The following is a 13828-nucleotide window of genomic DNA, read 5'->3' as shown; positions in this document are numbered from 1 at the left end:
AGACGAGGCGCCGGGGAAGGATCAAAGACCCCCTCGCGGCGTGTGTGCGGTCGCGGTGCCACCGGAGGAGAGACCGCCCGGCTCGTCGGCGGCCGGGGCTGCCGACAAGCCGGACGTCCTCTCCTCACGAGCGGACCCGCCCTCCTCAGCGACCGGACTGGTTCAGCGGCACTCTCACCGTCGCGGAACCGACGCTGCGGTTGCCGCTCGCGTCGGCACAGGCCACGGTCACGGTGTAGACCCGGCCCGGTCCGCCACCCGAACGCTCGGCACGCAGGAGAACCTGCGACGCACTGACGACCTGCCAGTCGGGAGCGGTGTCGCCATCACCACCCCCGTTGACGCTCTCGCTGCTGGTCACCGCGGTGATCGCGCAAGCTGGCGTCGGCGTGCAGCGGTCGGTGCTCGACGCGACGACGCTCACTGCCACCATCCGGTGATTCGGCGGCCAGAGCAGGGTGGGGTTGGCGCTTACCGCCGGCGTCGTGGGCGCCACCGAATCGACGACCGCAACGGTGCGCACCGCGGTCGCCGAGAGGTTCGCGCTGGCGTCGCTCGCCACATAGCGGATCTCGTAGTTTCCCGGGACGCTGCTCGACACGGTGCCGGTCGCGGCGAGCGTCGGACTGGCATCGCAGTTGTCGCGAGCCGCGGCTCCCGCCTCGACGTACGTCTGACCGCACTCGACCTGCTGGAGCATCGGTCCGATCAACTCGACCGTCGGGCCGGTTCCGTCGACGACGCGAACGGTCACCTCGTCGGTGTCCGACCCTCCCTTGCCGTCGGTGACCTGAAGTTGCATCCCATGGTCGCCGAGAGCGAGGACGACGTCGACCGCTGCCGACTCGAACGAGCCGGCCGGCGTCGTCCAGCGGAAGGCGAGCGCGTCGCCGTCCGGGTCGAAGGACGCCGAGCCGTCGAGGTGAGCCGTCGTGCGGCAGGCGGCGTCAGCCGTCAATTGCTGGTCCACCCCGGCGTCGGCCACCGGATCTTCGTTCGACGTCATCGGCGTCAACTGCCAGACCTCGCCGACAATCGTCCCGGAGGCGCCCCAGACATAGCCGGGGCGAGCGAAGCCGAAGTAGAGAGTCCGCCCGCCCTCGAGGTCCGCAAAGGCAGACATCGGGATTGCCGTCGGCATCGGCGAGTCACCCAGGTTCTCGAACGTCTCGGTGGCGGGGTCGAAGCGGATGATGCGATCCGAGCTCGCCCCCATGAAGCTGCCGATCGGATTCCACAGGTAGATGAACCCGTCGGCGCCGACCCAGCCGAGCGTGCCGTGGATGAACTGGAATCCACCGGGGTTGGCAATGGTGCGAATCGTTTCGGTGTTCGTGTCGAGGACCTCCACGATCGACATGGTGCCGAAGGTGTTGCCGCCGAAGAGGTAGACGCGGCCGTTCGCGTGACTGACGCGAACGCCCACCGTCCGTGGAACGGCGAGGTGGCCGACCCACCGCGTCTGATCGGTTGCCGGGTCGTAGTGACGCACATCCGAGATCCCACCGCCGTTCCAACCGCCGATCAGGTAGACCCCGCCGCGCGACGCCGGCGCTGCGGCGAGCGCCACGCCCCAGATGCGGGCTCCCGCCGAGACGATCGGCGCCCGCTCGCGCGCGGTTCCGGCGGTGACGTCCAGCTCGATGATGCGGTCGTGCTGTCCCCATCCTCCGGGTCCATCGCCAGGACCGACATAGACCAGCCCGTTGGAAGCCAGCGCCGCACCGTGCCGCTCGTTGTTGTACCAAGGGTAAGGAAGCACATTCTCGAGGACTTGCCAGCTTCCGTCGACCAGCGAGTAGCGACGAACCGAGCGAAGCCAGGTCCCGCCGAGCGTCGAGCCGCCGACGACGAGCGAGCTGCCGTCCACCGGAGCTTCGGCGATCGCGAAGGCCAGCGGGGCCTCCGCCTGGGCCATGGTGCCCACCAGCTCGAAGGTCGCGTCGGGGAACGCGGCGGTCGCCTCGACGCTTGCTGTGCTGCCGAGAACGGCGGCGACTCCGAGACAGAGAACCGGAAGCCATCCGGTCCACCGGCGCTGCGAGAGCGCGCTCTTGCTGACAAACGACGACGTCGCCTTCCTACTCTGCACGATCATGATTCCCTCCTCGAGTCGCCCGCATCTCTGCGCACGAGCGCGAGCTCGCGCGGCAGTGACGAAAGAGCAACTCACATGCCGGCGTACGGACCCCCGTTTTCGCCACCGGAGGGCGGCAAACGCTCACTCGCTGTTCGTCGCATCGCAGTTCCTTCTCGTCGCCCGCCCATCAACTTGGCGGCCCCGTGCCGGCAGGGGTTCCGACGGTGGCGTTCGGAGCGTCGCGGTCGGGACCACTCCGCTTCCCGCCTTGTGAAAGCACCGTTTGCGGATTGCATGCGCGCCCCCCGCCGTCATCCCTCGCGCCACCGGGTTCGCACCGTTCACCCCCTGGCCCTGGCCGGGCTCCTGCTCACGTCGCTCAATGTGGCGCATGCACGACGCGTCGCCTTCGATCAGCCTCTCCTCGGTCGCGCGACCTTCGAGCGCAACCTCGACTCGATCGCCCGCCTGCCATGCGCGACGAAAGCCGACATCGTGGCCTTGCGGGAGGCCGACGGGCCGTCGCGTTGGAGCGGCGGCTTCGATCACGTTGCGCGGCTGGCCGAGGATGCCGGCTACCCGTGGCACGCGCGCGCCTCGCACGCGACGAGCTGGCGGTTCGACGGCGGCACGGCGCTGCTCGCCCGGCTCTCCGCCTCGGGCAAGTCGCTGTCATAAGGTAGGCCAGAGAGACCGCTCGCATGCGATTCGTCGTCGATTCCCAGATTCCGTTCGCCGTGGAGGCCCTGTCCGCGCACGGCGAGGTCGTGGCGCTTCCCGGATCCGCCATCGCCCCGGAAGCGCTGGTCGGCGCCGACGCCCTCTGGGTGCGGAGCACCGTGCGCGTCGACGCGGAGCTGCTCGCGGCGTGCGACCTCCGTTTCGTCGGCACCGTCACCAGCGGCGTCGACCACCTCGACATCGCGTCAATCGAACGGCGCGGCATCGCCTGGGCCGCAGCACCGGGAAGCAACGCCGGTGCGGTCCAACGCTGGTGGGCAGCGGCGCTGACGGCGCAGGCGCTGCGCGACGGCGTGCCGCTCTCTCGCCGACGCGTCGGCGTGGTCGGCGTCGGCCACGTCGGGCGGCGCGTCGCCGCATTCGCACGGGCCTTCGGCGGCGAGGTGCTGCTCTGCGACCCGCCGCGAGCGCGAGCCGAGGGAGCCGCCGGCTTCCTGCCCCTTCGCGAGCTCCTGTCGCGTGTCGACCTGCTCACGCTCCACGTGCCGCTGACCCGCGGTGGCAGCGATCCGACCTGGCACCTGATCGGGGGCCGCGAGCTCGCCACCCTGGGCAACGGTGCGCTGCTCGTCAACTGCGCCCGCGGCTCGGTCGTCGACTCGGCCGCCCTGCTCGCCGAGAGGGGCCGGATCGTCGCGCTGCTCGACGTGTTCGAAGGCGAGCCCGAGGTCGCCACCGAGAGCGTCACGGCGGCGGCGCTCGCCACCCCGCACCTCGCCGGGAGCTCCCTCGACGGCAAGATCGCCGCCAGCCGGACCGTGTACGAGGCGACCTGCGCGGCGCTCCATCTCACGCCGGCGTGGCCATCCGCCGCCGTGCTCGCTCCGCCGGAGCCGCACCGCCTGGAGATCCAGACCAATGGCCTCTCCGACGAGGCGATCGTGGTCGCCGCCCTCGCACCCTTCCATTCCCTCGCCGCCGACGACGCAGCGCTGCGGCGGATCGCCGGCCTGCCGCCCGGCGAGCGGGGAGCCGCGTTCGAGCGCCACCGCACCGCCAGCACGCCTCCTCGCGAGCCGATCGGCGTGGAGGTTGCCCTCGCGCCGGCACGTCCCGTTGCCGCTGCGGCGCTCGCCGCGCTGGGGATGATCCCCGAGAGCGACGCCAACGCGGCGCGGTCGGTGGAGCAGTCCTCGCCTCCCGACCGCCCCTCCGACGTCGCGTCGCGCGGTCGGCGATCCTGAAGTCGATCGGTTCGTCCGTCGACCGTCGGCAGCGCCTCGGTGAGGGCGGCCGTCAGCTCTCACGTCGACGTGCCCGAGCGGTACGGACAAGGCGCCGACGAGCGCTTCCCGGTGCTCTACTGGCTGCACGGCAGCGGAGGCGGTCTCGAGGGGATCGCTCCTCTGGCCGCGTACTTCGACGACGCCATCCGGACGGGGAAGATCCCGCCGATGCTGGTCGTCTTCCCGAACGGATTCGCCTCCAGCATGTGGTGCGACGCCGCGGACGGATCCGCGCCGATGGAGACCCTCCTCGTCCGCGAGATCGTCCCCGACGTCGACGCGAGCTTCCGCACGCTCTCCACGCGCGCCGGGCGCGCCATCGAAGGCTTCAGCATGGGCGGCTACGGGGCGGCGCGCCTCGGCCTGAAGCACCCCGAGATGTTCGGCGCCATCTCCATCCTGGCCGGCGGACCGCTCGATCTCGACTTCCAAGGCCCGCGCGCCCGGGCGAACCCCGAAGAGCGCCGACAGATTCTCGCCACCGTCTACGGCGGCGACCTGTCGGTCTTCCGCGCCGAAAGCCCGTGGGTCGCCGCCGAGCTCAACGCCGCGCGCGTCCGAGGACGAACGACGGTGCGAATCGTCGTCGGGCAACGCGACGACACCTTCGCCCTCAATCGCGACTTCGGACGACACCTCACCCGGCTCGGCATCGCCCACACCTTCACCGCCCTGCCCTCGGTCGGCCACGACACCCGTGCCGTCCTCGCGGCACTCGGCGAGAACGCCTGGGCGTTCCATCGCTCGGCTTTCGCGGCGCGGGACTGACCAGAGCTCGGCGACGCACTCACCGAACGTTCGGGTACAGCGCGTGAAGGCTGGAAAAGCGGTTCGATTTGGGTTCGATCGGTGTGCGGAATCGTGCGTTCTTATACACCTTGAGCCGGTTTCGGAGCTTCCGAAGCCGGCCCATATTTCCTGCTAAGTGCTGTCTTTATTGGGGTTTAAATTGGTGGAGCTGATCGGGATCGAACCGACGACCTCTTGAATGCCATGCAGGTCCAAATTCAACACGCAAAGAGACTTGGCGGCCGTCGGTTCAATTCGAGTCCAGTTTCCACCGTTGCTGCCGACGAGTTCGCTGTCGAGCGCGCCCACGCGCCTACTCCCGGCGAGGGGATCAGTTGGCACCGAGGCCAGATTCCTTTTCGCGCTACCCCGTCAAGAGAATCCGCCCCTCGCGCCCTACGGCGGCGTCTCACATACAGGCGTCAGTCGCGAACCGAAGCCCTGCAGACCGTTACGCACAGGATCGACCTTGGGAATGCCGCCGATGTAGACCCGGTCGAGAGACGAGTTGGGCGCCACTATCAGATCGAAACACATCGCACGGCTCCTGCTGACCACAGGACATCGAGCACGGAGTCACACCTGTCCATCGCGCGTCGATCGCGCCGCGGGGGTGCCGGCTTTCCAGGCCACCGCCGGGTGCCCTCAAATGAGCCAGGGCGAACTCCCATTCCGAGATCCGCGTTGGATCAAGACACGGGGAAGAGAGCCGATGGGCACTCTTCGAGTCTCCTGCTCCCCCTCCCAAATGCCGTCATGACGCCGAAAGTCCTAAACTGTCCACCGGATCGGGGCAACTCCACCCTCGATCCGCCCGGCGCCACCGCGCGCGCTGTCCCCACGGTCTGAAGGCTCTTGGGTTCGCCAAGATGCGCGCACCGGCGGTAGCCGTCAGCGCAGGAGCGGAACGGCCTCGTCGGAATGCCTCCCCGCCCAGTCTGCCGAGCTCCCGGTCTCGAACCCGTCCGACCAAAGCGGCGCCTCGCCGGCGGTCCACCAGAAGATCTGTTCCTTGCCGTTGAAGTCCCCCGGAACGAGGTTCGCCGAGGCGGATCCGAGGGTGACTCGCCCCCCGTCCGCACTCAGCGCATAGGCCCGCGAGATGGCGGTCCCTGAGGCAAGCGGACGGCTCCAGGAGCGCGAGATCAGCGCCATCGAGTCCGTCTCACCGTCCCAGAGAAAGACATCCTCCGTCGCGTTGCTGTCGCTGACGCCTTCGACCAGGTCTGTCGCGCTCGACGCGAGCAGAACATACCTCCCGTCCGGGCTCACGGCCGACGGGTACGACAGGCCGTTAGCCGCCAGCGTCGGTATCCCGGGCACATGGGAGACCAGCTCGACGAGCCCCGTCTCGCGACTCCAAGTGAACACGTTTCCGGCAGGCTCGCCCGGAATGGTACCGCCGGCGACGAGGTCGGTCGCCCTGGAAAAGAAGGCCACGACGCGCCCATCACCGCTCGCGACCGCTCCCGGTGCTCCGGCGTCGCAGGCCCGGTTCGGCATTCCCGGGACATGGGAGATCAGCCGGATCTCTCCGGTCGACCGGTCCCACGAGAAGACGTCCCGCTCTCCGTTGCGGTCGTCTCCGCCCGCCACCAAGTCGCTCGCGTACGATGGGAACGTTACAACTCCTCCATCCGCGCTCAGCACACCGGGGTGGGACGTCGCGTTGGCCGGCGACGTGGCGGATCCCGCGGCATGGGACACCAGCGTCACCGCTCCGGTCTCGCGTTCCCAGAGGTAGACCTGCGGCGCGCGGACCGCTGGGTCGCTGCCCGGGACCACCAGATCGGTCGCGTAGGAGGTGAAGAGGACGAATTTCCCGTCCGGGCTCATCGCCACCGGTTCCGAGTGGTGGTTGGCGACCCGGGTCGTCGAGCCCGGAACATGGGAGATGAGGCTCACCCTGTCGGTCCGGGCATCCCAGAGGAAGGCATCGGCCTGCCGATTGGAGTCCGTCCCGCCTACGATCAGGTCCGAAGCGAACGAGTAGAAGGCCACGAAGCGGCCGTCTGCGCTCAGGGCCCTGGGCACGGACGCGCTGTTTCCTGTCGTCGCGCTCGCCCTGGGGACGTGCGAGACGAGTGCCACGGTCCCGGTGCCGCGGTCCCAGAGATAGGCGTCGTCCCTGTACCCGTTGCGATCGACCTCCCCCGCGACCAAGTTGGTCGCTCCCGATGTGAAGGCGACGAATCGTCCGCCGTCGCTCATGGCGACCGGTTCGGAGTCTCGGTTCCCCGCAACCGTCGCGGAGCCGGGGACGTGGGAGACCAGTGCGACCGATCCGGTTTCCATGTCCCGGAGGAAGACGGCGGCCTTCGGGTATTCCGCAACGATTCCTGGGATGAGGTTCCCGGCGGCCGACTTGAAGGCAACGAACCTACCGTCGCTGCTCATCAGCCCTGCGTAGCAAGGGTTCGCGCTGGCTCCGATCGCCCCGGGCAATCTCCGCGACACGGAGGTCACCGACCCCGTCTCTCGTGTCCAGAGGAAGGTGTCCTCCGACCAGTTCGTGTCGCGAGCTCCTGCGACGAGATCGGTCGCCGCGGACGAGAAGGCCATGACGCGACCGTCCGCGCTCAGGGCAGCTGACCCCGAGTGGTTGTTCCCCGCCGCGGTGGGCGACGCTGACAGATGAGAAACCAGCGAGACCTCACCTGACTCGCGATCCCAGCAGAAGACGTCGGACTTGCTAGCAGGGCCAGTCCCTCCCGCCACGAGGTCGCTCGCCCACGAGGAGAACGCGACGAATCGTCCGTCTGCGCTCAGCGAGGTCGCGAAGGAGTAGCTGTCGGCGGGAGTCGTCACCGAGGTGTGGGCGTGAGAGACCAAGGTGATTGCTCCCGTACTCCGATCCCAGAGAAAGACGTCTTGCTCATTATGCGGATCGACCTCCCCGGGGATCAGATCGGTCGCCCGCGACTCGAAGGTCACGAAGCGCCCGTCCGCGCTCACCGCCTTGGGGGTGGACTCCCGATTCCCCGCCGAGGTCGCCGAGCTCGCGGCGTGAGAGACCAGCGTCACCTCGCCCGTGCCACGGTCCCAGACGAAGGCGTCGGTGTACCCGTTGGTGTCGACACCTCCGGCGACCAGGTCCGAACCGGTCGACGAAAAGAGCAGCGTCTGCCCGTCCTGACTGAACCTTACCGGATGGGACTGGCCTCCCGCGGGCGTGGTGCCCGAGCCCGGGACGTGCGACACCAGGCTGACGAGACCGGTCTCCCGGTCGATCGAGTAGGCCTGCCAGCTCTCCGGGCCGCCGCTCGCCCCTGGCAACAGGTCGGTGGCGGAGGAGTAGACGGCCACGCTTCCGCCGTCGGCCGACAAGTCCATCGCCCACGAGCTGCCGTTCGCCGTGGTCGCCGCCGAACCGAAGGCATGCGAAACGAGGCTCACATTCCCCGAGAGCCGGTCCCAGAGAAACGCATCGTCGCGCTGGTTGCCGTCGCTCGCCCCGGCGACGAGGTCGGTCGCGGCCGAGGTAAACGCGACGAATCGACCGTCCCCGCTCAGGGCCGCTGCGCGCGATTCCCGGTTCGCGGGCGAGGTCACGTCTCCGGCGCGATGGGACACCAGCGAGACGAATCCGGACTCCCGGTCCCAGAGGAAGACGCCTTCAGCCGCCAGGACGCCACTGCCCCAGACGACCAGGTCGCTTGCCTGCGACTCGAACAGGACGAATCGACCGTCCGCGCTGATTGCCTTCGGAAGCGAGCGACCGTTGCCTGCCACTTCGGAATGCCCGGCCGCGTGCGATACGAGTTCGCGCGTGTCGCTCGACTGATCCCAGAGGTAAATGTCCTCGCCGCCGTTGAGATCGACGACGCCGGGGATCGGGCTGGAAGTGATGGTGACGAGCACGACGTACCGGCCATCGGCGCTGATGACGGACTCGTGCGTCCAGCCCGCAGGAGTGTCCGCTCCGATCGCCCTGGACACGAGGGTCAGCCCCTCGGCACCGACGGGGCACGCCGCGGCGAGGAGCAAGAGCACCGGCAGGACCGCCCCCGCCATGCGAGCGCAGCAGACTGATCGCCCGCTCTCCATGCCGATCAGTCTACAACCCGGTGCGCACCGCTCCCCAGGCGGCGAGATCCCCGGACTCGAAGACGTCGGTGAGCAGGTCGACGTCGAGGGCGAAGAGCGGCTGGTCGATCTCCACCGTGTAGGCAGGGATGATCCCGAATCCCCGCACCTCCGCCCGCATCCGCACCGAGTGCGCGACGAGTGCGCGACGAGCGCACTGCCCGGACGGAAGCCCCGCAGCTCCGCGGTGACCCATCCCAATGTCGGGCCGAGCGCCAGCGTCGTCTCTCGCGTCTCCGTCGAGCTGCCGTCGCACGACGCCCCGGTAAACCCCTCGAGGCCCAGCCACACCTCCGGCTCCGTGCAAGGCCGGGTGGGGGTCGGGACCTCACGCGCTCCTCGCCAACCTCGACCAGCGGGGCATACTGGCCCCGCCACTGAGTGGGCGTCCCGAGAGCTTCGGCGCTTCCGGTCGCTGCGAGAAGTTCCCCGTCTTCTACTGGGCGAAAAAGCGGCGATCTGGCTCGCTTCCCTGTCTTTCGACCATTGAAGACTGCTCGGGAGACTGGGCCACTGGGTGCCATTCCAACGGAAGAGACTCCATACGAGAGGCTTGCACCTGCCCGGGTCCGCCCCGGGTTCGACGTAGACGTCAACGTGCTGCGAGGAAGCAGCGCAGTGGATCAGAGTGGGGCTCTGGCCAATGTGGCCACCCGTGGCTACAATAGCTCCATGAGAGCGATCGGCATCAAGGCGTTCAAGGACAAGGTGAGCGAGTACGTGCGGCTCGCCAGCGGCGGAGAGGTCGTCCTGGTGACCGATCGCGATCGCGTCGTCGCCGAGCTCGGCCCGCCGCTTCCGGGTCGGGCGAAGTCGGCCGACGACGCGCGACTCGCCGATCTCGTCCGCCGCGGCATCCTGACCCCGCCGCTGATGAGGTCTCCGAATCCTCCAGGTTCGATCCCCGCGCTTCCGCTCCGCGAGATCCTCCGCGGTCTCGACGAAGACCGCGCCGAGCGATGATCTACCTCGACACCTCGGTGGCGCTTGCCCAACTCCTCGGCGAGGATCGCCGGCCTCCAGCGTCGCTCTGGGCCGAGACACTGGTCTCGTCGAGACTGCTCGAGTACGAGATCTGGACGCGGCTGCACCGGCTCGGCGCGGCGAACTCCCACGGCGAGGCTGCCCGGGACCTTCTCGCCCGCGTCGCCTTCCTCGAGCTCGCCCCTGAAGTCCTCTCGCGAGCGCTCGAACCGTTCCCAAAGCCGGTACGCACTCTCGACGCGCTCCACCTCGCTAGCGCCGACTTCCTCCGCGCTTCCGGCGCGAAGCTCGAGATCGCCTCCTACGACGACCGCGTGCGCGACGTTGCCGCGGTGATGGGGTTTTCTCTCAGAGACTGAACCCCGACCGTTCTCGACCACACTCGACGGTCGCCTTCTATCGAGTCGGGAACGAGACGAAACCTGCTTCCGTGTCGAGACCCGTCCTGGAGCAGGAGACGGGGAAGAGAGCCCCTACGGGAACGTGCACGGTAGAGCGGAGGTGTGCTGGACGGGAGGCGCCGGATGCATGTCCGGATTCCTGTACTCGTTTCGAATGCCAAGCAACGTGTCCTCGACCGTCAGAACGTAGCCAACGTTCGTACCCGCGGAGAAGAACACCCACTGCATGCCGTTCACGGCGCACCCATCGAGCACTTTCACCAGGATCTCGGGGTTTGTTCCGCCAAAGAACCAGAACAGGCCACCGTCCTCGACTCCTTCAGAACTTAGCGGTATGGCAACACCAGCACCCGAGAACCCCCCGCCCTGGGAGGTTTCGTAGCGAACTGCGACCCTGAAGCGGTTCCTCAGGCAGAGCGTACCTGCGTCTGGAAGACAAATGGAGGCTCCCGTCGCGCCCTGGGTGAAATCTCGACCGTAGTCGAACGAAGTCTCGACCGGCACATATGGAGGACCAACGCTGCCGTCCGGCGAGAATACCGAGGTGTGCTGCACTGGGAGCGCGGCCTTGCCGTCCGGGTTGGAATAGATGACTTTGCTGCCGCTCGTGGTGTCAGTGACGGTGGTCGTCAATCCCACGTTCGTTCCGGCAGACGAGAAGAACCAGAAGTAGCTTCCGCCGTCGAGAATCTTGACGAGCATCTCCGGATTGTTTTGACCGAAGAACCAGAAGAGGCCGCCCCGGCCAACGCCGAGTGCCTCGAGCGGGATCGCGTGGCCGTAGCCCGCCAGCCCACCACCCGAAGAGGTGCGGTAAGCGACTTCGACCTTGAACCGGTTGTCCCCCGGATGATCACTCACGCAGAGCGTAGTGTCATTCGGTCGGCACGGCACACGATCGGCGAAAGGGCCGTCCTTGATCTTCGCCCAGTGCTCGTCGACGAAGGCACTGCCGAGCTCGCCGGCCCCCGAGACATTGGATACCAGCACCACGCCTGCAAGTCCTTCGGCCGCCAGCCGGCTGCCAAGCCCGCGATAGAACTCCGAAGGGAACTGCCATTCCTTGCTGAGGTACACGGTTTGATGGACTGGAATCGTGGTGGCGTCGAGTGCCTGCTGGACGATCACCTGGCGCGCTTCCCGAGCGCTCGTGAGCCACGCGAGACCAGGCACGTCAAGAATCACTCCATCAACCACGGCCGGATCCAATGCAGACAGGTCGGGATCGTCGATGGTCTGAAGGAATATTCCCCGGCCCTCCTCGTCCATGAGCGGAGCTGTCAGGTGCAGTACCTTGGCCCGCGAGTCGACTTGCTTGGCGTACGTGGCCAGTTCGTTCACGAAAGCTGCGAGATAGGTTCGCTTACTCTGGGTAGAGGCGACAGCTCCCGGGGGGCACTCCGCGTTGGCCCACCCATCAGAGTGAACACTGGACTCGAGAAGAACAACTCCATCGAGTCCGTTGAGCGCAAGAATCCTGGCTATCGCTTCATGGAGATGGGCGACGACGGCAGGCACACATGGCGAAAGGTAGAACTCGCTCCTTGGATACGTCCCATAGAGTGGTGTCTGGAACTTCTGGGCTCGGTCGAAGCCACCCTCGTCCAAGAACCGCCGATCGGCGAGGGTGTTCATGGCGGCGAAGACCTGCAGACCGTTCTGTTTCGCTGCCAGGATGGTGTCCTCCACTTCGGCGGGCAGTCCTGGACCCTGACTTGGGATATCCGGGTCGCTGTAGTAGCTACCCAGGAAGGTCTTCAGCGTGATGATCAGGGTGCTGAAGCCACCTTCCCGCACAAGGTCGGCGATAGTCTGCGCTCCATACTTACGAATGTCCTCCCCATTGATCCAGGCCGCGCGCAGGTCGGGGGCGCGGCCGGTAGAGGCAGCCAGCGTGGCGACCTCTGCAAGAAGGCCGTCCCCAGGCAGCAACGGAATCCGGTAGGCGTTCCCCGGCGTGGGATGGACGGGATCGTAGTAGTAGAAGGGATTGGCACTCAGCGCGCTTCCGTAGGCGGCGTGGAGTTCCGCATTGAACCAACCATGGCCCGCCACGTAGAGGGCGCCGCCGAAGCCATAGGGAAGGCCGGCCGCAGGGTAGAGCCCTTCCTTCGGTCGATGAGGAGTCCCGCTTGTCCCCATCATGTATCGCATTTCCTCGTAGGAGTTTGATGCGCTGCCGAATGTCGGAGGAAAGCTGAGGGTCGCGCCGTATGGATTCCGGAACCAGAGGGAATGGACCCAGTCGTAGATTCGTTCGCCAGCCCTGTAAGCATCAGTCTCCTGGGCGACGATCTGCTTGGCGACCTCATACATCGAGAAGTCCATCGAACTCGATTGCAGATGCTCATTGATTTCGACTGCGGCCTCGTTGTTTCGGACCGCCCCAACATACTCCTGGAGTTGCGCAGGGACCGCCCAAGGAAAGAGCCCATTGGGACTCGCGACCGTCAGCATCACGTGCCCAGGGAGATGGCCGAAGATCCCCTGATATCGAAGAATCTGCGCGACCGCGTAGAGCAGGTCCACGAGCCGAACCTCCCCGCCCCTCAGTGAGATCGTGCTTGCCAGGCGTGTGCTGTCGGCGGTGGTCTGGAGGAGGCTTCGAAGATACGGTACGTACTCGTCCCGAGCCAGGGCCGGTCCGTAGACCTGCCGAGTGAGTGCCACGTGGGGATACGGGTCGACCGGCGCGCTCCAATTCCCAGTGAATGTCCCTGCCGGCCTACCGTCGGCAATCGCGATCGTCGCCTGGGCTGCGACCTGGAGGAATGCAGCCGGGTCGAGTGTCAGGGTACCGACGTGGACCTCTGTGGGCAGCGCTCGGTAGGTCTCCATGAACACCGCAACCTCAGTGCTCGCAGCGAGAACATCCGCGAGCGAAACGGATGCCGGAGCGGCCGCCGATGAAGTCCCAAGAAGAAGCCCGCACGCCAGGAGGCAACTGGCCGGTCGGAGAAAGGACGGCTGGGGCATGGTCACTCCTCAGGGTGCCGTGTCAGGCGGCTAGGCCGCGATCCGGGTGAGCGTCGAACACTCGTGGCCGCTGTACCAGCGACACTCGATCGCTGCGATGGTGTGGGAGCACTTGAACTCCACCGCGGGGTCATGCTCAGCACGGTCGCATCCTGCCAGAATCCTCGAACACCCGCGAACCGAGACCATCGACCATGCGCCGGTCCTCGCGATGCAGCCCTTTGATCCCGGCCGGCCACGCCCGTTCTTGCGGTGGACGAGCTCGAGGCTCAGGCACCGGCAGGTCACAGGCTGTAGGTGTCTGCATCTGACTGGTAGTTTCGAACCTAGCCAAGCGCGGTACTCAAGGTACCACTCGAACCACTCGGGAGACTGCTATCGGACAGCGTCCGAAGGGCTCGCCGCTTTGGCTCACGGCCACGCGGGATCCTGCCTCCAGCCTACGACTGATCTGCCTAGACAAGGCTGCCATTTGGTTGCTGAGCTTCCCCCGGATGCAGACCGGCCGGATCCCAGTACCCACTGAACGTCCGCACTCGGCGGGC

General features: G+C 67.1%; 10 protein-coding genes. 5 read left to right on the top strand and 5 right to left on the bottom strand.

Going from position 1 to position 13828, the window contains the following annotated elements; genetic code table 11:
• Positions 1 to 145: 145 nt before the first annotated feature.
• Positions 146 to 2098, bottom strand: coding sequence for a DUF5011 domain-containing protein (locus IPJ17_06660; protein QQR75253.1), 1953 nt, complete (start codon positions 2096 to 2098; stop codon positions 146 to 148).
• 276 nt (positions 2099 to 2374) lie between these two features.
• Between IPJ17_06660 and IPJ17_06655 the strand changes: the two genes are divergently transcribed.
• From IPJ17_06655 to IPJ17_06645, 3 genes are read left to right on the top strand one after another with little or no spacing between them, the layout of a single operon-like run.
• Positions 2375 to 2758, top strand: coding sequence for a hypothetical protein (locus IPJ17_06655; protein QQR75252.1), 384 nt, complete (start codon positions 2375 to 2377; stop codon positions 2756 to 2758).
• A gap of 23 nt (positions 2759 to 2781) precedes the next feature.
• Positions 2782 to 4005 (top strand): 4-phosphoerythronate dehydrogenase, encoded by a 1224-nt coding sequence (locus tag IPJ17_06650; GenBank protein ID QQR75251.1) that lies wholly within the window; start codon positions 2782 to 2784, stop codon positions 4003 to 4005.
• Positions 4006 to 4044: 39 nt separating this feature from the next.
• On the top strand, positions 4045 to 4815 hold the full coding sequence (locus IPJ17_06645) for an esterase family protein (protein ID QQR75250.1): 771 nt from the start codon (positions 4045 to 4047) through the stop codon (positions 4813 to 4815).
• Positions 4816 to 4968: 153 nt separating this feature from the next.
• Here the strand turns inward: IPJ17_06645 and IPJ17_06640 are convergent, their stop codons facing one another.
• From IPJ17_06640 to IPJ17_06630, 3 genes are all read right to left on the bottom strand, one after another.
• Complete coding sequence (locus tag IPJ17_06640) at positions 4969 to 5145, bottom strand: hypothetical protein (protein ID QQR75249.1); 177 nt, start codon at positions 5143 to 5145, stop codon at positions 4969 to 4971.
• 582 nt (positions 5146 to 5727) lie between these two features.
• Positions 5728 to 8850: a PD40 domain-containing protein gene (locus IPJ17_06635; protein QQR75248.1), complete on the bottom strand. Its 3123-nt coding sequence runs from the start codon at positions 8848 to 8850 to the stop codon at positions 5728 to 5730.
• A 43-nt stretch (positions 8851 to 8893) separates the two neighbouring features.
• Complete coding sequence (locus IPJ17_06630) at positions 8894 to 9031, bottom strand: hypothetical protein (protein QQR75247.1); 138 nt, start codon at positions 9029 to 9031, stop codon at positions 8894 to 8896.
• Between the two features lie 563 nt (positions 9032 to 9594).
• Here IPJ17_06630 and IPJ17_06625 point away from each other — a divergent pair.
• Together IPJ17_06625 and IPJ17_06620 are read left to right on the top strand one after the other, a co-directional pair.
• On the top strand, positions 9595 to 9885 hold the full coding sequence (locus IPJ17_06625) for a prevent-host-death protein (protein ID QQR75246.1): 291 nt from the start codon (positions 9595 to 9597) through the stop codon (positions 9883 to 9885).
• Positions 9882 to 10265, top strand: coding sequence for a PIN domain-containing protein (locus IPJ17_06620; protein ID QQR75245.1), 384 nt, complete (start codon positions 9882 to 9884; stop codon positions 10263 to 10265). Before IPJ17_06625 ends, IPJ17_06620 begins: the two co-directional genes overlap by 4 nt.
• Before the next feature lie 114 nt (positions 10266 to 10379).
• Here the strand turns inward: IPJ17_06620 and IPJ17_06615 are convergent, their stop codons facing one another.
• Positions 10380 to 13283: a hypothetical protein gene (locus IPJ17_06615; GenBank protein QQR75244.1), complete on the bottom strand. Its 2904-nt coding sequence runs from the start codon at positions 13281 to 13283 to the stop codon at positions 10380 to 10382.
• Positions 13284 to 13828: the final 545 nt, after the last annotated feature.

It is taken from the genome of Holophagales bacterium (assembly GCA_016699405.1).
Taxonomy (GTDB): Bacteria; Acidobacteriota; Thermoanaerobaculia; order Multivoradales; family JAGPDF01; genus JAAYLR01.
This window is presented reverse-complemented; position numbering and strand designations above follow the sequence as displayed.

Coding starts and splice junctions, on each gene's coding strand:
- IPJ17_06615 (QQR75244.1), bottom strand. CDS start 13,283: ATGCCCCAGCCGTCCTTTCTCCGACCGGCCAGTTGCCTCCTGGCGTGC.
- IPJ17_06620 (QQR75245.1), top strand. CDS start 9,882: ATGATCTACCTCGACACCTCGGTGGCGCTTGCCCAACTCCTCGGCGAG.
- IPJ17_06650 (QQR75251.1), top strand. CDS start 2,782: ATGCGATTCGTCGTCGATTCCCAGATTCCGTTCGCCGTGGAGGCCCTG.
- IPJ17_06625 (QQR75246.1), top strand. CDS start 9,595: ATGAGAGCGATCGGCATCAAGGCGTTCAAGGACAAGGTGAGCGAGTAC.
- IPJ17_06660 (QQR75253.1), bottom strand. CDS start 2,098: ATGATCGTGCAGAGTAGGAAGGCGACGTCGTCGTTTGTCAGCAAGAGC.
- IPJ17_06635 (QQR75248.1), bottom strand. CDS start 8,850: ATGGCGGGGGCGGTCCTGCCGGTGCTCTTGCTCCTCGCCGCGGCGTGC.
- IPJ17_06655 (QQR75252.1), top strand. CDS start 2,375: ATGCGCGCCCCCCGCCGTCATCCCTCGCGCCACCGGGTTCGCACCGTT.